This is a genomic window from Curtobacterium sp. MCLR17_058 (genome assembly GCF_003234705.2).
GTDB lineage: Bacteria > Actinomycetota > Actinomycetes > Actinomycetales > Microbacteriaceae > Curtobacterium > Curtobacterium flaccumfaciens.
The window spans coordinates 132263-150040 of sequence record NZ_CP126262.1 but is presented as its reverse complement, the minus strand read 5'-3'; the positions used below and the strand labels follow the sequence as shown (position 1 = coordinate 150040).

Genomic DNA, 17778 nt, shown 5'->3' with positions numbered 1-17778 from the left:
GCAGGCCGACTGGTCCGCCGAGTCTGCGCCGGGTCAGATCGGGCGTACCTGGTCGAATCGGGCATACCTCGTCGGATGTTCTGGCCCGGTACGCCCGAATCCACCAGGCATCGCGCACGTTCTGGGAAAGAACGGGTACGCCGACGGACCCGCCGACTCTGCGCCGGGTCAGATCACCAGGCATCGCGCGCGTTCTGGGAAAGAACGGACCGAAGGCCGGGAGGCCCGGGGTAGCGTCCGGCGCATGACCCGCGCCGTCCTCGTGTCCAGTGCAGCCCCGCCCACCGTCACCGACGTCGACCTGCCGGATCCGGCCGAGGGCGAGGCCCTCGTCGACGTCACGTACTCGAGCGTCAACTACAAGGACGGCCTGGCCCTCGCGCGGAACCCCGGTGTCGCCCCGCTCGACCCACTGGTGCCGGGGATCGACGTCGTCGGCACGGTGTCGGGGCTCGGACCGGGCGTGCACGAGGTCGCGATCGGTGACCGGGTGGTGCTGAACGGCGCTGGCCTGGGTGAGACCCGGCACGGGGGCTGGGCAACGCAGGCCGTGGTGCCGTCGGGGTCGCTCGTCGTGCTGCCCGAAGCGATCGACGACTCGTTCGCGGCGGCCATCGGCACCGCGGGGTTCACGGCGATGCTCAGTGTGCTGGCGTTGGAGCGCTTCGTCGCGCCGGACGACGGGCCGGTGCTCGTGACCGGGGCATCCGGCGGGGTCGGCACCGTGGCGATCGCACTCCTCGCGGCCCGCGGGTACCGGGTCACGGCGTCGACCGGTCGCGCGGCCAACACGGACTCGCTCCGCCGGCTCGGGGCCACCGAGGTGGTCGACCGCGGCACCCTGTCCGAGCCGGGCAAGCCGATGCAGCGTGCCACCTGGGCCGGAGCGGTGGACAGCGTCGGCGGGGCCACGCTGGCGAACGTCCTGGCCTCGACCCGGTGGGGTGGTGCCGTGACAGCGTGCGGGCTGGCGCAGGACTCCGCACTGCCGACGACCGTGCTGCCGTTCATCCTGCGGTCGGTGTCGCTGCTCGGGATCAACTCCGTCGACGCCCCGCTCGAGCTCCGTCGTCGGGCGTGGGACCGACTGGCGACCGACCTCGACGCGGCGCTCCTGGCGGACGTCACCCGCACGGTGACGCCCGAGCAGGCCATCGCGGTGGGGGCCGAGGTCGTCGCGGGACGGGTGCACGGACGCACGGTCGTCGCCGTCACGGGCTGATCCGGCGTGCTTTCCGGGCGATTCATTTAGCAAACGTTTGCATATTGGCACGCTAGGATTTCGAGTGTCGATTTCGTCCTCGAGGAGATGACATGCCGGTCCCCAAGTCCACCGTGGAGAGCTCTCCCCGGAAGCTCCTGCGCGACGTCGTGTACGACAAGATGCTCGCGGCCCTCCGCGACGGCACACTGCAGCACGGCGAGCGCCTGAACGACGACGAGCTGGTCCAGTGGCTGGGTGTGAGTCGCACCCCGATCCGCGAGGCGATCGCGAAGCTCGTCGACATCGGCCTGGTCGAGATGGAGGCGAACCGGTACACCCGCGTCGCCACCCCGACCTTCGAGGACTGGGTCACCGCGACCCGCGCGACCGCCGGGTTCTTCGAGCTCAGCCTGCGCTGGGGCGTCCCCGAGTACAGCGACGAGGACGTCGAGGCCCTCAGCACGCTGCTCGACAAGGCCGACCGCATGCGCAAGGTGCGGGACTACGGCTTCAGCGGCGCCCTCAACGAGATCATCGAGTTCGCGGTCGAGCACTCCGGCAACCCCCTGGTGCAGAACGCCGCGGTCGGTGCCATGGAGCGGGTCCGCTTCACACTCAACCCCACGCCGGCGTTCGAGCAGTACGGGTCCGAGGCGTTCTTCTCGATCCTGCGCGAAGCACTCACCGAGCGCGACGGCGAAGGCGCTGCCGAGGCCGGCCGCGCCCTCACCCGCAACTTCGAACAGCACATCGAGGCGGTCCGCGCCGACCGCGGCTGACCCGTGGTCGTCGGCGACTGGGGTGACGCCGACCCCTGGGCGGCGGCGAACGACGACGCCTACGCGTCCCTGCTCGCCCACGTCCGGACCGGCCCCCGCGGGCCCGTGGCCGTCGACCTCGAAGCACTGAGCTGGGAGTGGGGCACGTCCCGCGGCCGCGTCCGTGCAGCGGCCGCTCGGCTCGAGGACCTCGGCATCCTGTCCCGGGGCCCGGACGGCACGTGGTGGTACGAGGAGCTCTCGGACGCCGACCTCTCGGACACACTGGACTTCTGGGTGTCCCTGGTCGGCCCGGCCCTCCGCGCGACGATCCCGGCGCTCACCCCGGAGTTGCACGCCGAGCTCGATCGCCGGGTCGCGCGGGCTCGCACCACCGCTGCCCTCCGGCTGCCGGAGTACCCGACAGCGTTCTCCGCCGCCTGCCAGTTCTGGTTCGAGCACTCCCCGAACACCCTGGTGCGCAGCCTGGGCCTGCGTGCGTTCGAGCGGATGCGATGGGCACGCGTCCCCACCCAGACCTGGTCGGTCCACGACGTGCACGCGTGGTTCGTGACCACCGGCCGTGCCGTGGGCACCGGCGACCCGGCAGTCGCGACCACCGCGGCAGAGGTCATCGACGGGCTGTTCGAGATCCACCGGCGGAACGTCGGGGTCCCGCGGACGAGCCGCTCGGCGGACGACACCACCGAACAGCGTGTCGGCCCGGTCGGCCGCGCCCTGCTCCGCGACGTCCGCTCCGACGCGTTGGCGGTCGGGTCCAGGCACACGCTCGAGGACCTCGTGACACGGACCGGTGCTCCACCCGAGCAGGTCCTCGACGGGCTGCGCTGGCTGCACGACCTCGGGCTCGTCGAGGACGACGGCGGTCGGTACCGCATCGTGGAACCGTCGCTCGCGACCTGGCGTGACACCATGGAACTGCTCCCCGGCGTCTTCACGCACGGTGCCGTCCACGTCCTGCCCGGCCTGCAGGGACCCGCGCTCGAGGAGTTCCGCGCGCTCGTCGAACGGGCGCGGGCGGACGGCCAGGTGCGCGACCACCGGTACACGGAGAGCGCGTTCGCCGTCACCCGGTTCCTGGCCGAGCAGTCCGGCAACCGCTGGACGCGGCAGGCCCTCCGCCTCTCGATGGCCCGGCTCGCCTACGCGCTGCCCGAGGCCCCGGCGTTCCGGCAGTGGGACGCTGAAGCGCTCTGGCTGGCGCTCGACTCAGCGGCCGGCAGCGGAGACGTCGGTGCCGCCCGGGCCGCGGCCCGCCGGTTCGTCGACGTCGCACGGGCGCACGTGGACGACGTCACGGCCCGGTGGGGCACGATGGGGTCATGACCGCCCCGCACGACGACGTCCTGATCCACGCCACCGGGGTCCGCGTCACGCGCTCCGGCCGCGACCTGCTGCACGACGTCGACCTGACCGTCCGGCGCGGGGAGCACTGGGCGCTGCTCGGACCGAACGGCGCCGGCAAGTCCACGCTGCTGGCCGTCCTCGGCGCGACCGGACACCCCACCGCCGGCACGGTCGAGGTCCTCGGCCGCCGGCTCGGACGCGTCGACGTCCGCGAACTCCGGGAGCACATCGGCCACGTCGACCCCCGGCACCGGATGCTCTCGCCGCTCACGGTGCTCGAGACCGTCCTGACCGGACTGACCGGCACGACGGACCTCATGATGCGGTGGGACCCCTCGGCCGAGCAGGTCGCGCTGGCCGAGCAGCACATCGCCGACGTCGGGCTCACCGCACGACGCGACGCCCGCTGGCCGGTGCTCTCGCAGGGCGAGCGGGGACGCGCCCTCATCGCCCGTGCCCTGATGTGCGAACCCCAGCTGCTGCTGCTCGACGAACCGGCGACCGGGCTCGACGTCGCCGCACGGGAGCACCTGCTCGAGACCGTCGACGCGCTGCGGCACCGGCATCCCGAGCTGGGCAGCGTCATGGTGACCCACCACCTGGAGGACCTGCCGGCCTCGACGTCGCACGCGATGCTGCTCCGCGACGGTGCCGTCGTGGCCCAGGGAACCTCGGACGAGGTCATCACGTCGTCGGCGGTGTCGCACGCGTTCGACTTCCCGCTCGCGATCCTGCGGTCGGAAGGGCGCTGGGCGGCACGCCGATCCGCCTGACGCGTGCTTGAATGGCCGTTCAGTGTCCGCGGCCCGTGTCGGGGAGGGACCCGGCACCGCACCACGGTGTCACGCCGCGGACCGTCACCAGGGGGAACCATGACGAACACGCCGCCGCCCTACCCGGGGTCCGAGCCGCAGCCGAACGACGGGCAGCCCAACGCCGGCCAGCCGAACGGCCAGCAGTACCCGCAGCAGCCCGCCGGCCAGCCCCAGCAGCAGCCCGCAGGCCAGCCGTACGCGCAGCAGCAGCCCGCAGGCCAGCCCTACGCGCAGCAGCCGCAGCAGCCCGCCGGCCAGCCGTACGCCCAGGCAGCCCCCGCCGGAGCCGCTCCGTACGCACCCCCGCCCAAGTCGTCGTCCTCCCGGGGCAAGCGCGTCCTGATCTCGGTGCTAGGCGTCGTCGTCGCTGTGGTGGTGGCCTTCCTCGTCCGCCAGGGCCTCAACGCGGCCTTCAGCGACTCCACGGAAGAGAAGGTCTCGAAGGCCGTCGAGCAGATCCGCGAGCAGAGCGACCTGCCCAAGCAGGTCGACTCCGTCACGACGTGGACCGGGATCGAGGCCGAGGGCGCCGCGATCCACTACGACTACACGGTGTCGTCGAACGTCGATCCGGCCTCGATCACCGAGGGTGCCATCCGCGACGCCGTCGGGCCGAACCTCTGCTCGAACAGCGAGACGAAGAAGCTCCTCGACGAGGACGTCGACATGCGGTACACGTACAAGTTCGAGGGCTCGTCGAAGACCGTCGACACGACCTTCACGAAGGCCGACTGCTCCTGAGCCCCGACGCCCGTCACGCGGGCGCGGCGGCAGCAGCCTCCGCGCCCGTCACACGGTCGCGGCGGCAGCAGCCTTCGCGGCCGCAGGCAGGGCGTCGAGGATCCGTCCGACCGCGCGGTCGTCGTGTGCGGCCGTCACGAACCACGCCTCGAAGACGCTCGGCGGCAGGGTCACCCCGGCGTCGAGCATCGCGTGGAAGAACGGCGCGTAGCGGAACACGTCCTGTGCTCGCACGTCGTCGTAGTTCCGCGGTGCCTGCTCGGTGAACGCGAACGAGAACAGGTTGCCGGCGCGCTGCACGGTGTGGGCGACGCCCTCGGCCGACAGGGCCTCCGACGTGGCCGCGGAGATGACGGCAGCGGTACCGTTCAGCGACTCGTACACCGACGGCGTCGCGGCCCGCAGCGTGGCGATGCCGGCGGCGACGGCCAACGGGTTCCCCGACAGGGTCCCCGCCTGGTACACCGGCCCGAGCGGGGCGAGGAAGTCCATGACCTCGCGCCGTCCGCCGAGTGCGGCGAGGGGCATGCCACCGCCGATGACCTTGCCGAACGTGATGAGGTCGGGCTTCCACCCGGCACCGTCCGGCACGACCTTCGACGCCTCGAGGCCCCACCAGCCGGCAGCACCGACGCGGAACCCGGTCAGGACCTCGTCGACGATGAGCAGCGCCCCGTGCGACCGGGTGATCTGCGCCAGGGCACGGTTGAAGCCGCGCTCGGGTGCCAGGACGCCCATGTTCGCGGCGGCCGACTCGACGATGACGGCGGCGATGCGCTCGGAGTGCTCGTCGAAGGCCCGGCGGACGGCGTCGAGGTCGTTGTACGGCAGCACGAGGGTCTGCGCGGCGGTCTCGGCGGTGATGCCCGCACTGCCCGGCATGGCCAGGGTCGCGACGCCCGAGCCGGCCTCGGCCAGCAGGGAGTCCGAGTGCCCGTGGTAGTGGCCGGCGAACTTCACGAGCAGGTCGCGACCGGTGTAGCCGCGGGCCAGCCGGATCGCGGTCATCGTGGCCTCGGTGCCGGTCGACACCATGCGGAGCTTCTCGATGGGGCCGTCGCCGTCCACCGACACCCGCTGCTTCACGAGTTCGGCCAGCTCGGTCTCGCCCGGGGTCGACGCCCCGAACGACAGTCCGCGCGCGGCGGCCTGCTGCACGGCTTCGACCGTGCCGGGGTGGGCGTGCCCGAGGATCGCGGGACCCCACGACGCGACGAGGTCGACGTACTCGCGACCCTCGGCGTCGGTGACGTAGGCGCCCTTCGCGGACACCAGGAACCGCGGGGTGCCGCCGACCGACCCGTAGGCGCGGACCGGGGAGTTCACGCCACCCGGGATCGCGTTCTTGGCACGGCCGAAGAGCTGGTCGTTCGTGGTCATTCGGGGGCCTTCCCGGTCGAGGCGATGCCGGCGACGCCCGCGGTGCTGCCCGAGGTGCGGAGGCCCGCTTCCTCGTTGAGCTTCCGCGCGATGTCGACGGCGAAGTAGGTCAGGATCGCGTCGGCACCGGCGCGCTTGATGCCGACGAGCGACTCCATCGCGGCGGCGTCGCGGTCGATCCACCCGTTCTGCGCTGCTGCGGTGATCATCGCGTACTCGCCGGAGATCTGGTACGCCCAGACCGGCACAGGCGAGGTCGCAGCGGTCTCGGCGAGCACGTCGAGGTAGCTCATCGCCGGCTTCACCATCACGATGTCGGCGCCCTCGTTGACGTCGAGCTCGACCTCGCGGAGCCCCTGCCGACCGTTCGCGGCGTCGATCTGGTACGTCCGGCGGTCGCCGACGAGTGACGACGACACGGCCTCGCGGAAGGGACCGTAGAACGCCGAGGCGTACTTGGCGGCGTAGGCGAGCAGCGCGGTGCCGCTGTGCCCGGCGCCGTCGAGGGCGTCACGTGCGGCGGCGATCTGGCCGTCCATCATGCCGCTCATGCAGACCAGCTCGGCACCGGCTTCGGCCTGTGCGACCGCCATGTCGCGGTAGCGCAGCAGGGTGGCGTCGTTGTCGACGGAGCCGTCGGCGGCGAGCACACCGCAGTGTCCGTGGTCGGTGAACTCGTCGAGGCACAGGTCGGACTGCACCACGAGGGCATCCCCCACCTCCTGCCGAGCGACGCGGATCGCCACGTTGAGGATCCCGTCCGGGTCGGTCGCGCCGGAGCCCTCCGCGTCCTTCGTGGTCGGCACGCCGAACAGGTTCACGCCACCCACACCCACCGATGCGGCGTCGACCAGCGCGCGGCGGAAGGAATCGAGGGAGTGCTGCTGCACCCCCGGCATGCTCGAGATGTCCACGGCGTCGTTCGCGCCTTCGCGGATGAACATCGGCAGCACGAGCTCGGCGGGGTGGAGCCGGGTCTCGGCCACGAGTCGTCGCATCGCGGGGGTGGCGCGAAGCCGACGGGGGCGGACCTGGGGGAAGCGTCCAGTCACGGGTGACCTTCCTGGTGGGGGGTGGTTGGGTTCAGTGCCTCGACGACGGCGTCGAGCAGGGCTTCTGCGGACCGGGTGCCTCCGACGGCGTGCACGGGGAGTCCGGCCGCACGGGCGTCGTTCGCGGTCCCGGGGCCGATGCAGGCCACGATGGTGCGGGGGTCGAGCGGGGTCATCCGGCGGGCGATCTCGCGGGCGACGCTGCCGCTCGTCACGAGCACCGCAGCGGGCGTCGTCTCGAGGGTGATCGGCTCGTCGCCGGTCCCCACGGTACGGTACGCGACCACGTCGTCCACGTCGATGCCGCGGGCACGGAGGCCGTCGACGAGCGTGGGTGCCGCGATCTCGGAGCGGGGGAACAGCACGGTGCCGTCGGTGTCCGGCAACTCCTGCACCAGGCCGGCTGCGGACGTCTCGTCCGGCACCAGGTCGACGACCCAGCCCGCAGCGCGCGCGGCACGGGCGGTCGGCTCGCCGACCGCGGCGACGCGCACCCCGGCCGGGAGGCCCGCCACGCGTTCCGACAGGACCGTCACGGCCGTCGCACTGGTCACCACCACCCATGCGTAACCAGCCACAGGGGTTCGGTCACCGACAGGACCGGGTGATCCGTTCCTCCCGGCCGCCCCGGAGGCGACCAGGCGGCGGACCGCAGCATCGAGCGCGGCAGGGTCGGACGGCGGAGCGTCCGTGATGAGGGGGACGACGACGGGCGCGAGCCCTCGGGCCCGCGCCGCTTCAGCGACCCGGTCCCCCCACGCACCGCCACGCGGGACGAGGACGACCGGGGGTCGCGCCTCGTCCGTCGCGGTGGTGGAGGGTTCCGTGGTGACCGCCTACTCGGCCGGCGTCGCGAGGCCGGGGCCCGCGGTGTACGGCCCGTCCGTGGTGTCCTCGGCGACGGTGGTCGCCAGGTCGGCAAGGTCGGCAGCGCCGTTCTCGAGCAACTCGGTCGCCACACGGCCACCGACCGCGAGCGCTTCGTCGAGACGCTCCTGCGCCGAACCGTCGAGCACGGCCGCGTGCGACGCGGTGCGGTACTCGGTGCCGTCGGGGCGGTAGACGGTCGCGGACACGAGCAGCAGCTCGGCGTCCACGACGGCCGTCGCACCGATCGGGGCGGAGCAGCCGGCCTCGAGCTTGGCGAGGACCTCGCGCTCGGCCGTCACCGTCAGGCGCGTGTGGGCGTGCTCGATCTTGCGGAGTGCGGCGAGCAGCCCACGGTCGGTCTCGTCCGAGCGGATCTCCACCGCGAGCGCACCCTGTCCGGGAGCACTCGGCCAGAAACCGAGGTCGAGCAGTTCCGTGGCGGCCGACAGGCGGTCGATGCGGCCGAGGCCCGCGGCGGCGAGCACCACGGCGTCGAGGTCGTCGTCCACCCGGCCGAGGCGGGTGTCGATGTTGCCGCGGATGTCGACCACGTCGAGGTCGGGGCGCTGCGCACGGAGCTGCGCGGCACGGCGGGGCGAACCGGTGCCGACCTTCGCGCCCTCGGGCAGGGTGTCGACGGTGGCGCCGTTCCGGGCGACGAGGACGTCACGGGCGTCCGCACGCTTCGGCACGGCACCGATCGTCAGGCCCGGGTACGGCGCGGTTGGCAGGTCCTTGAGCGAGTGCACGAGGACGTCGACCTCGCCGGCGACCAGGGCTTCACGCAGGGCGCTGGCGAAGACACCGGTGCCGCCGAGCGACGCCAGGGAGGCACGGTTCGTGTCGCCCTCGCTCGTGACGGTGACGAGCTCGACGGGGCGACCGGCCGCCTTCGCCAGGCGGTCGGCGACGTCCTGCGACTGCGCGACCGCGAGCCGGCTGGCACGGGTGCCGAGCCGGATCGGGGCCGGGCCGTCGGGCGCTGTGGCGCTGGGGTCGTTCACGGTCGTGTCGGTCACGGAGCGACGCCCGCGGCGGCGGGCTTGAACCCCGCTCGCACGTTCTCGCAGCACCCCGGACGGCACACGTCGTACCAGGGGCCGATGTCGGTCATGTGCGGACGCTCGGCCTTCGGCGTGCCGTTGACCCGCTCGAACACCAGGTCGACGAGACCGGACACGTAGGCCGGGTCGATGCCGGGGGTCTGCGTGCGGAGCGACCAGAAGCCGAGCTCACCGGCGGTCTCGGTGGCTTCCTCGTCGAGGTCCCACATGACCTCCATGTGGTCGCTGACGAAGCCGAGCGGGACGATCAGCACGGCACGGGTCGGGCCGCCCTTGAGGTCCTCGTTCATGTAGTCGTTGATGTCGGGCTCGAGCCACGGCTGCGTCGGGGGGCCGGAGCGCGACTGGTAGACGAGCTTCCAGGCGGGCTTCGACGTGCCCTGCAGGTGTGCGTGCTCGGGCTGCTCGAGGAGCTCGGCCCAGGCCTGGTCGAGCACGACCTCGCCGACGGCCAGGTGCTGCGCCTCGTACGCGCCGTGCTCGTCGAACCCGCGGTAGTCGGGACCCGAGCGGGCGGCGTCGGTCGAGGGGATGGAGTGCGTCGAGAAGAGCACCTGCAGCTCGGTCGCGACGTCCAGGCCCTCGTTCTCGGCGATCGCGCGGGCCATGCCGTCGCGGACGCCGTCGATGAACGGGCGGACGAAGCCCGGGTGGTCGAAGAACTGGCGGACCTTGTCGATCTGGATGGTGTCGATCAGACCGGTCTCGTTGAGCACGCGGGCGTAGTCCTCGCGGTACTGCCGGCAGCTCGAGAACGACGAGTACGCGCTCGTGGCGATGGCGACGAGCTTCGTGTAGCCCTTGTCCGCCGCCTCGGTGAACGCCTGCTCCAGGTACGGCTCCCAGTTGCGGTTGCCCCAGAGGACCGGCATGTCGATGCCGCGCGACGCCAGCTCGGCCTCGAGCGCCGCCTTGAGCGCACGGTTCTGCGCGTTGATCGGGCTCACGCCGCCGAAGTGGCGGTAGTGGTGCGCCACTTCTTCGAGACGCTCGTCCGGGATCCCGCGGCCGCGGGTGACGTTGCGCAGGAAGGGGATGACGTCGTCCTGGCCCTCGGGGCCACCGAAGCCGGCGAGCAGGATCGCGTCGTACGCGGTCGGCGTCTCGACGTGCTCGGGACCGGACGCCGCCGCGGGGGTGGCGGCGAGGACCTGGCCGTTCGTGATCATGCTGGTGTCGGTCATGACAGCACCTCCGGGAGTTCGGCGGTCGTCACGCGACGACCCGTGAAGAAGGGGACCTCTTCGCGCACGTGCATGCGCGCTTCGGTGTAGCGGAGATCGCGCATCAGGTCGACCAGGTCGACGAGGTCCGGGCTCTCGAGCGGCAGGATCCACTCGTAGTCGCTCAGGGCGAAGGTCGCGATGGTGTTCGTGAGCACGCGGCGGTACTTCGCACCGGCGATGCCGTGGTCGCGGAGCATCTTCGAGCGCTCCTCTTCCGGGAGCAGGTACCACTCGTAGGAGCGGACGAACGGGTACACCGTGATCCACGCCTCGGGGTCCTTGCCGCGCAGGAACGCGGGGGTGTGCCGCTTGTTGAACTCGGCCTCGCGGTGCATGGCCATCACGTGCCAGACCGGCTCGGCGTCCTGGAAGAGGCCGGTGCGACGGATCTCACGCAGCACGGCCTGGATGGCCTGCGCGTCGTCGCCGTGCAGCCAGACCATGACGTCGGCGTCGGCACGGAAGGCCGAGACGTCGTAGAAGCCACGGATCGTGACCCCGCGCTCGGCGGCGCTGGCGATCACGGTGTCGAGTTCGGCCACGGCGTCGTCGCCGACGCGGTGGACCGGACCGAGGGGCCGGCGGAACACTGCCCAGAGGGCGTAGGCCGTCAGCAGGTTCGGGTCGATCCCGGAGTCCGGGTGACCGGTCTCGGCGGGTTCCGTGTGGGGGTGGTCGTGCGCGGGCACGGGCCCGGTGTTCGTGGGCGCGTCGGAGCTCATGGATCCATTGTCCTATCGGTTGCCAGGGTGTTGGCCGCCCCGCCTCCGGTGGACCGCGCTCGGGCGGTCTACCGCCGTCGGAGCACCAGCACGACGATACCCCCGACCACCGCTACCCCGGCTGCGAGACCGGCCAGGTAGGGCACCGGCTTCTCGTCGAGGCCGCGCTTGAACTTCGACGCCGCGATCCCGATCTGCTTCGGGACGTTGAGCTTGTCCTCGATCGCGTCGAGGGTGTCGAACAGCTGGGCGCGGGTCGCGGCGACGCGAGCAGCGAGATCGTCGTGCGGGTCGGTCACGGTTCCTCCGTCGGTGGTGCGGCTGTCGGGGCTGTCGGTGCTCAGGAGCGGCCGTCGACGTCCGGCTTGCGGCTGCCGTACTGCGTCGGCGGCGTCGGCTTCTTGCCGAGGCCCTTGACCGCGTTGATGTCGTCCTTGACGCTGGCGATCGTGCGCTTCGGCGTGATCGGCAGGCCCTTCTTCAGGCGCTTCCAGCCGATCAGGCCGAGGATCGCGGCGATGATCAGCATCACCACGGCCACCACCAGTGCGGCCAGCCACGCCGGCATCACGGTCGCGAGGCCCATCACGGCTGCGGTCAGCAAGACGCCGATCGCGTAGAGCACGACGACGAGCGCCCCGACCAGCAGGCCGGCTGCGAGGCCGAAGATCTTCGCCTTCGCGAGCATCTCGGCCTTGAGCAGGTCGATCTCGCCCTTGACCAGGCCCTTGACGAGCTTCGGGACGTCACCGACCAGGCCGAACAGCGAACGCGACTTGCGATCGCGGGTGTCGGTCATGAGGTGGTGGTGTCCTTCTTCTGGCCGACCTTGCGGACGGCCTTCTTGGTCGTCTCACCGATGAACTCGGCGACGTCCGGGGTCTTGTCGGCGATGAAGTCCTCGGCGACGTGCACGCCCTTCTGGACGCCGTTGCTGTTCCAGACCTTGCCGCTGACGGTCTTGATCTGCTCGTACCGCGCCCGTCCGGCTCGCGATCCCAGGACGTACCCGAGTGCGGCGCCGGCGACGAACAGGAGCTTTCCGCGCATGTGCGATTCCTCCGTGCATTGGTTGTGCGGTGGTCATGCACCGAACGGAATACGTCCGGCGGTCTGACCAACAGTAGCCCTCAGGGGCTGCGCGGTCCGCTCAGGAACCGAGGATCTCGTCGGCTGCCGTCCGAGCGGCGGCGATGATCCCCGCCAGGCCGCGTCCGGTCGAGGCTTCACCGATGCCGACGACGCCCTCGGCCAGCCCGGCCGCGGTGAGGTCCGGTCCGTACCAGCCGACGCGTGCGGCGCCGCTGACGCGGTCGGCCGTGATCGGCACACCGAGCAGCGTGGACGCGTCCTGCAGCGCACGGCTGCCGACGGGGTCGGTCGGGGCGACCGGGAGGCTCGTGGCGACGCCCGCAGGGTCCGTCGCGGTGGTCGCGTAGCTGAGCCGCAGGACGTGGCGTCCGTCCGCCACGTCGGCCAGCCACGGCCACTTCACCGTCGCGTGCGTGAGGGCCTTCGCCGACACGGCCTGCGCGTCCGGGTGCACGAGCATCCCGGTTCCGCGCGGGGCGGCATCGAGCTCCGGTTGGTCGACGACGAGCGTGACGAGCTGGATACCGGTCCGGTCGGGGGCGGCGGTGCGCTCCGGGTCGGCGACGGAGGACAGGGTGTGTTGAGCCGGCAGCCGTTCGGTCGTGCCGTCGGCGCCGACGATCTCGACCGCGTGCGCCTCGATGCGGGTCGCCCGGGTGTGCAGCCGGACGTCCACCCCGTAGGTCGCCATGTCGGCGACGAGCTCGTCCACCAGGCGCACCGTCCCACCGCGGATCCCCTGCACCGGGGTACCGGCGGCCGCGCGTGCCCGCAGCGACAGGACCGCCCGGGCGAGCGAGCCCTCGCGCAGCAGCGCGGCGCGCAGGCCCGGGGCCACCCGGTCGGGGTCGAGCTGGTCGGGGTGGGTGGAGTGCACCCCACCGGCGATCGGCACCACGAGGTCGTCGAGCACCCGCTCCCCCATGCGCCGGCGGACGAGTTCGCCGAGCGAGGAGGCCTTGGCACCCACCGGTGCCGGCAGCAGCGAGTCCATCTGGGCGCGCAGACCGCCCTTCTGCCCGACCACGGCCAGCACGTCGGCGGCCATCGGGGTGCTCGGGATGCCGAGGAGCCCGGTCGCCGGGATCGGGGAGGTCCGGCCGTCGCGGGTCATCAGCCAGGCGCCGCGGGGGTCGGGGGCGACGACGTCGTTGCCGAGCCCGAGCTCGATCGCCAGGCGACCGACGGCGTCCGTGCGGGTGGCGAAGGAGTCCGCCGCCATGTCGAGGTCGATCCCACCGACGGTGTGCCGACGGATCATGCCCCCGAGCGCACCCGAGGACTCGACGAGCACCACGTGGGCACCGCCCTTGGCGAGGTCACGGGCGGTGACGAGCCCGGCGATCCCGCCGCCGACCACGACGACGTCGGTCACGCGCCGGCTCCGTCCTGCGCTGCACCGTCGTCCGCGCGGCCGTCGCCGAGCGAGTGGACCAGCTCGACCACGCGGGTCAGGACGTCCGGGTCGGTCTCGGGCGGGACCCCGTGGCCGAGGTTCACGACGTGGGCCCGTGCGGCGCCACCCCGACGGACGACGTCGCGGACGTGCGCTTCGAGGACGTCCCACGGTGCCGAGAGCATCGCCGGGTCGATGTTGCCCTGCACGCTGACGCCGGTGCCGACGCGCTGGACCGCCTGGTCGAGCGGCAGGCGCCAGTCGACCCCGACCGCGTCGACGCCGACGGTGTCCGTGCCGAAGGTCGTCATGTCGGCCAGGACCTCGCCGCTGCCCACGCCGAAGTGGATGCGCGGCACCCCGAGCTCGGCGACGTGCGACATCGCCTGGGCGGAGTGCGGTGCGACGGACCGGACGTAGTCGGCGCGGGAGAGCGACCCGACCCACGAGTCGAAGAGCTGCGCGGCCGAGGCCCCGGCGAGCACCTGTGCCCGGAGGAACATCCCGGACACCTCGGCGGCCCAGGCGAGCAGCCGCGACCAGGTCTCGGGGTCGGCGTGCATGAGCGTGCGGGCGCGGATGTGGTCCTTGGACGGGCCACCCTCGACCAGGTAGGCGGCGAGGGTGAACGGCGCCCCCGCGAAGCCGATCAGCGGGGTGTCGCCGAGCTGCTCGACCGTGCGTCGGACGGCCTGCTCGATCGGGGCGAGGGCCGCGGGGTCGAGCTGCTCGAGGGCGTCGACGTCAGCGGGGGTGCGGATCGGCGACGAGAGCACCGGGCCACGACCGGGGACGATCTCGACGTCCACACCGGCGAGCTTGATCGGCACGACGATGTCGCTGAAGAAGATGCCCGCGTCGACCCCGTGCCGGCGCACCGGCTGCAGGGTGATCTCCGACGCCATCTCCGGGTCGAGGCACGCATCGAGCATGGCTGTGCCGATCCGAAGCTCCCGGTACTCCGGCAGGGACCGTCCGGCCTGCCGCATGAACCACACCGGGAGCGTCTCCGGACGGTCACCCCGCAGGGCCCGCACCAGGCGGGAACCACTCGTCCGCCCTGATGCCAGGGGGTGGGAGTCGGGGAGGGATGTGGTCGTCGCTTCGGTCACCGGATGATTCTCCCATCGAGCGCGTTACCATTGACTACGTGCTCATCTGTCTCACGGCGTCGCATCGCAACGCCAGCTTCGATCTCCTGGAGCGACTGAGCATCGGTGCACCCGCGGCAGCCAGCCGACTCGTCACGGATGCCGGCGTCCTGGACGGTGCAGTGGTCCTCGCGACCTGCAACCGTTTCGAGGCGTACCTCGACATCGCGGGCGACGAGAGCGAGTCCGCCGTCTCCGCCACCGTGCAGGCCGTGGCCGCCGCGAGCGACCTGGACGCCACCGAGGTCCTGGACTCCGTCAACGTGCTGGACGGCAAGGACGTCGTGCAGCACCTGTTCGCCGTGTCGAGCGGTCTCGAGTCCGTCGTCGTCGGCGAGACCGAGATCTCCGGCCAGGTCCGTCGCTCGCTCGAGGACGCCCGGTCGAACGGCACCACCACCTCGGACCTCGAGCGCCTGTTCCAAGAGGCCGCGCACACCTCGCGCGGCGTCAAGACCCGCACCCGCATCGGTGCCGCCGGCCGGTCCCTCGTGCGCCTCGGCCTCGAACTCGCCTCGTCGCGGGTCACCGACTGGGCCCGCACCCGCGTGCTGCTCGTCGGCACCGGCAGCTACGCGGCCACCACCATCGCCGCCCTGCGTGACCGCGGCGCCACGAACATCCAGGTGTTCTCGCCCTCGGGCCGGGCACCCTGGTTCGCCGCCAAGCACGACCTCGTCGCCGCCCGCGACCTGCGCCAGGCCATCGGCGAGAGCGACGTCCTGATCACCTGCACCTCGAGCGAGGTCCCGGTCGTCGCACCGGCCGACCTCGACGACGGGGTCCGCCGCATCGTCATCGACCTCGGGCTCCCCCGCAACGTCGACCCCGCTGCCGCCGGCGTCGACGGCGTCGAACTGCTCGACCTCGAGACGATCAGCATCCACGCCCCGATCTCCGAGCTGAACGCCGAGTCCGAGGCCCGCGCGATGGTCGACGACGCCGTGTCACGGTTCCGCGCGCAGGCGATGGAGCAGTCGACGACCCCGGCGCTCGTGGCGTTCCGCAAGCACGTGTTCGACATCCTCGACGACGAGATCGAGCGGGCCAAGCGCCGCGCGGACGCCGACGGCGAGTCCGTCGAGCACACCGAGCGGGCGCTCCGGCACCTGGTCGGCGTCCTGCTGCACCGTCCCTCGGTCCGCGCTCGTGAGCTCGGTCGCGCCGGTCGCGGCGAGGAGTTCGTCGGGGCGATCGACTCCCTGTACGGCGTCCGGCCGGAGGCCGAGCCGGAGCTGCCGTCGCCCGTCGTCCCGCTGGCCGACCGCACGGCACTGGACCCGACCGCCTCGGATCGCGACGACCAGGCGGACGCGAGCTGAGCCTCCAGACAGGCTCGCAACCACCCACGCTGCGCGTGAGTGCGCTGCTGCTGGTGCGTGACCGACGCGTCCTGATGGTGCGCGCCCGGGCGCGCGACGTGCTCTACCTGCCCGGCGGCAAGGCGGAGCCGCACGAGACCGACGTCGAGGCCGCGGTGCGCGAGGCGTACGAGGAGACCGGCCTGCGGCTCACCGCCGACGACGTCGACCCGTTCGGCGTCGTGCTCGAGCCCGCCCACGGGCAGGCTCCGGGGACCATGGTGGCGATGACGCTGTTCCTGGTCCGGCCGGGAGGCCCGCTGGACTCCGCCACGCCCGTCGCCTCCGCCGAGGTGGACGAGGTCGAGTGGGTCACCTCCGCCGACGCGGACCGCTGCCCGCCTGCGGGCGTGGAGACGCTCCGCCGCCTGGTGGCGGCGGAGCTGATCGACTGACCGTCAGGCGCAGAGCGACGACGCAGAGGAGCCCATACTCAAGGATGAGTACTCATCCTTGAGTATGGGCTCGCATCGGCTCGGGTTCGTCAGGCCTTGTCGGTGTCGGTGTACTCCCCGACCTCGCCGTTCTGGGCCGGCTCGGCCTCGCCGGGGATGTCCGAGTCGACGTACTCGCCGTCGGGTCCGGTTCCGGTCGGACGCGTCTCGCCGGGGATGTCGCTCGAGACGAACTCGCCGACGGGCTCCGTCGACTCGACGTGCTCGTCGCCCGGGATCTCGCTGTCCGTGAAGGCTCCGGCGCGGGGTTCGACCCCGTCCGCGCGACCCTCGTCGCCTCGTGCCTGTTCGTGCTTGCCCGTCATGTCCGACCTCCGCTGCTCGGGTTGCTTGCCTCGGAGTGTGCCCGTGGTCCCTGGACGCCGACCGAACCGGATGCGGCGTTCGGTGGTTGCCTGTGCACCATGCAACGCAGCAGCCGATCGAAGTTCCTGCTCGTCGTGACCGGGCTCGTCGCCGTCGGGACACTGGCGGGGTGCGCCTCGGACGGGCAGCCCGCCGCCACCGAGACCGTCACGGCGCCCGCACCGTCGCCGTCCGCGTCGGCGTCCACCCCGCAGTCGTCGGAGGAGTCCGCCTCGGCGGCACCGTCCTCCGGGTCCGGTTCTGGGCCGTCCACCGGATCCGGTGCCACCGGTTCGTCTGCTGGTGACCGGTGCGCGGCATCGTCGCTCGCCGGACGCATCGAGGCCGGCAGTGGTGGTGCCGCCGGCAGCGTCATCGTGCACCTGGTACTCGAGAACACCGGGTCGACGACCTGCACGGTGCAGGGGTGGCCCGGCGTCTCGTTCGTCGGGGGTGGCACCGGCAAGCAGATCGGAGCGGCGGCCGTCGCGGAGAAGAGCTCGCCGCACCCCACCGTGACGCTGGCGCCCGGGAAGACCGCCGTGGCACCGCTGAAGATCGTCCGGGCCGAGAACTACTCGGCGGGCGACTGCTCGCCCAAGACCCCGGACGGCTTCCGCGTGTACCCGCCTGGGTCGAAGCAGTCCCTGTTCGTGAAGGACACCGACTTCCAGGCGTGTGCGTCGGCCGATGCCTCACTGCTGTCCGTGCAGGCGTTCGTACCGGAGGGGCAGGCGACCTCGTAGCGGTCAGCCGGGCGGTCTCGGCGGGTCCCGAG

General features: G+C 72.2%; 20 protein-coding genes. 8 read left to right on the top strand and 12 right to left on the bottom strand.

The window, feature by feature from the left end; genetic code table 11:
* Positions 1–244 precede the first annotated feature (244 nt).
* From DEJ11_RS00705 to DEJ11_RS00685, 5 genes are all read left to right on the top strand, one after another.
* The gene (locus DEJ11_RS00705) at positions 245–1222 is read left to right on the top strand and encodes an acrylyl-CoA reductase family protein (RefSeq protein WP_111105133.1); all 978 of its coding nucleotides are present in this window, start codon (positions 245–247) and stop codon (positions 1220–1222) included.
* Positions 1223–1314: 92 nt separating this feature from the next.
* Complete coding sequence (locus tag DEJ11_RS00700) at positions 1315–1983, top strand: GntR family transcriptional regulator (protein WP_111040019.1); 669 nt, start codon at positions 1315–1317, stop codon at positions 1981–1983.
* Positions 1984–1986: 3 nt separating this feature from the next.
* Complete coding sequence (locus DEJ11_RS00695; protein WP_111105132.1) at positions 1987–3309, top strand: GntR family transcriptional regulator; 1323 nt, start codon at positions 1987–1989, stop codon at positions 3307–3309.
* Positions 3306–4103 carry an ABC transporter ATP-binding protein gene (locus DEJ11_RS00690; protein ID WP_111105131.1) on the top strand — a complete coding sequence of 266 codons (798 nt, stop codon included), beginning with the start codon at positions 3306–3308 and terminating at the stop codon, positions 4101–4103. The genes DEJ11_RS00695 and DEJ11_RS00690 overlap by 4 nt, the downstream gene beginning before the upstream one ends.
* A 99-nt stretch (positions 4104–4202) precedes the next feature.
* Positions 4203–4886, top strand: a complete 684-nt coding sequence (locus DEJ11_RS00685) for a hypothetical protein (RefSeq protein WP_071404479.1) — start codon at positions 4203–4205, stop codon at positions 4884–4886.
* Positions 4887–4934: 48 nt separating this feature from the next.
* On the opposite strand, the gene hemL is transcribed toward DEJ11_RS00685, so the two are convergent.
* From hemL to hemE, 11 genes are all read right to left on the bottom strand, one after another.
* Entirely contained in the window at positions 4935–6266 is a 1332-nt protein-coding gene (gene hemL / locus DEJ11_RS00680) for a glutamate-1-semialdehyde 2,1-aminomutase (protein WP_111028754.1), read from the bottom strand.
* Positions 6263–7318 (bottom strand): porphobilinogen synthase, encoded by a 1056-nt coding sequence (hemB, locus tag DEJ11_RS00675; RefSeq protein WP_258375555.1) that lies wholly within the window; start codon positions 7316–7318, stop codon positions 6263–6265. Before hemB ends, hemL begins: the two co-directional genes overlap by 4 nt.
* Positions 7315–7896, bottom strand: a complete 582-nt coding sequence (locus DEJ11_RS00670) for a uroporphyrinogen-III synthase (RefSeq protein ID WP_258375554.1) — start codon at positions 7894–7896, stop codon at positions 7315–7317. The genes hemB and DEJ11_RS00670 overlap by 4 nt, the downstream gene beginning before the upstream one ends.
* A gap of 258 nt (positions 7897–8154) precedes the next feature.
* Entirely contained in the window at positions 8155–9207 is a 1053-nt protein-coding gene (hemC, locus tag DEJ11_RS00665; RefSeq protein WP_258375553.1) for a hydroxymethylbilane synthase, read from the bottom strand.
* The gene (locus DEJ11_RS00660) at positions 9204–10436 is read right to left on the bottom strand and encodes a ferrochelatase (RefSeq protein WP_111105128.1); all 1233 of its coding nucleotides are present in this window, start codon (positions 10434–10436) and stop codon (positions 9204–9206) included. Before DEJ11_RS00660 ends, hemC begins: the two co-directional genes overlap by 4 nt.
* Positions 10433–11200 (bottom strand): hydrogen peroxide-dependent heme synthase, encoded by a 768-nt coding sequence (hemQ, locus tag DEJ11_RS00655; RefSeq protein WP_228513031.1) that lies wholly within the window; start codon positions 11198–11200, stop codon positions 10433–10435. Before hemQ ends, DEJ11_RS00660 begins: the two co-directional genes overlap by 4 nt.
* 68 nt (positions 11201–11268) lie before the next feature.
* A complete protein-coding gene (locus DEJ11_RS00650; RefSeq protein WP_071404475.1) occupies positions 11269–11499 on the bottom strand; it encodes a DUF3618 domain-containing protein in 231 nt (76 codons plus the stop codon).
* 41 nt (positions 11500–11540) lie between these two features.
* Positions 11541–11999, bottom strand: a complete 459-nt coding sequence (locus DEJ11_RS00645; RefSeq protein WP_071404474.1) for a phage holin family protein — start codon at positions 11997–11999, stop codon at positions 11541–11543.
* Positions 11996–12250 (bottom strand): hypothetical protein, encoded by a 255-nt coding sequence (locus DEJ11_RS00640; protein WP_017887727.1) that lies wholly within the window; start codon positions 12248–12250, stop codon positions 11996–11998. The genes DEJ11_RS00645 and DEJ11_RS00640 overlap by 4 nt, the downstream gene beginning before the upstream one ends.
* Before the next feature lie 100 nt (positions 12251–12350).
* A complete protein-coding gene (locus DEJ11_RS00635) occupies positions 12351–13667 on the bottom strand; it encodes a protoporphyrinogen/coproporphyrinogen oxidase (protein ID WP_111105127.1) in 1317 nt (438 codons plus the stop codon).
* Positions 13664–14800 (bottom strand): uroporphyrinogen decarboxylase, encoded by a 1137-nt coding sequence (hemE, locus tag DEJ11_RS00630; protein ID WP_111028758.1) that lies wholly within the window; start codon positions 14798–14800, stop codon positions 13664–13666. The genes DEJ11_RS00635 and hemE overlap by 4 nt, the downstream gene beginning before the upstream one ends.
* 38 nt (positions 14801–14838) lie before the next feature.
* On the opposite strand from hemE, the gene DEJ11_RS00625 reads away from it, so the two are divergent.
* Positions 14839–16161, top strand: coding sequence for a glutamyl-tRNA reductase (locus DEJ11_RS00625; protein WP_111105126.1), 1323 nt, complete (start codon positions 14839–14841; stop codon positions 16159–16161).
* Between the two features lie 35 nt (positions 16162–16196).
* Positions 16197–16595, top strand: coding sequence for an NUDIX hydrolase (locus DEJ11_RS00620; RefSeq protein WP_083404464.1), 399 nt, complete (start codon positions 16197–16199; stop codon positions 16593–16595).
* Positions 16596–16684: 89 nt separating this feature from the next.
* On the opposite strand, the gene DEJ11_RS00615 is transcribed toward DEJ11_RS00620, so the two are convergent.
* Positions 16685–16960, bottom strand: a complete 276-nt coding sequence (locus DEJ11_RS00615) for a hypothetical protein (protein ID WP_111022401.1) — start codon at positions 16958–16960, stop codon at positions 16685–16687.
* A gap of 99 nt (positions 16961–17059) precedes the next feature.
* Here DEJ11_RS00615 and DEJ11_RS00610 point away from each other — a divergent pair, with 99 nt between their 5' ends.
* Positions 17060–17746 carry a DUF4232 domain-containing protein gene (locus DEJ11_RS00610; protein ID WP_111105125.1) on the top strand — a complete coding sequence of 229 codons (687 nt, stop codon included), beginning with the start codon at positions 17060–17062 and terminating at the stop codon, positions 17744–17746.
* Positions 17747–17778 lie beyond the last annotated feature (32 nt).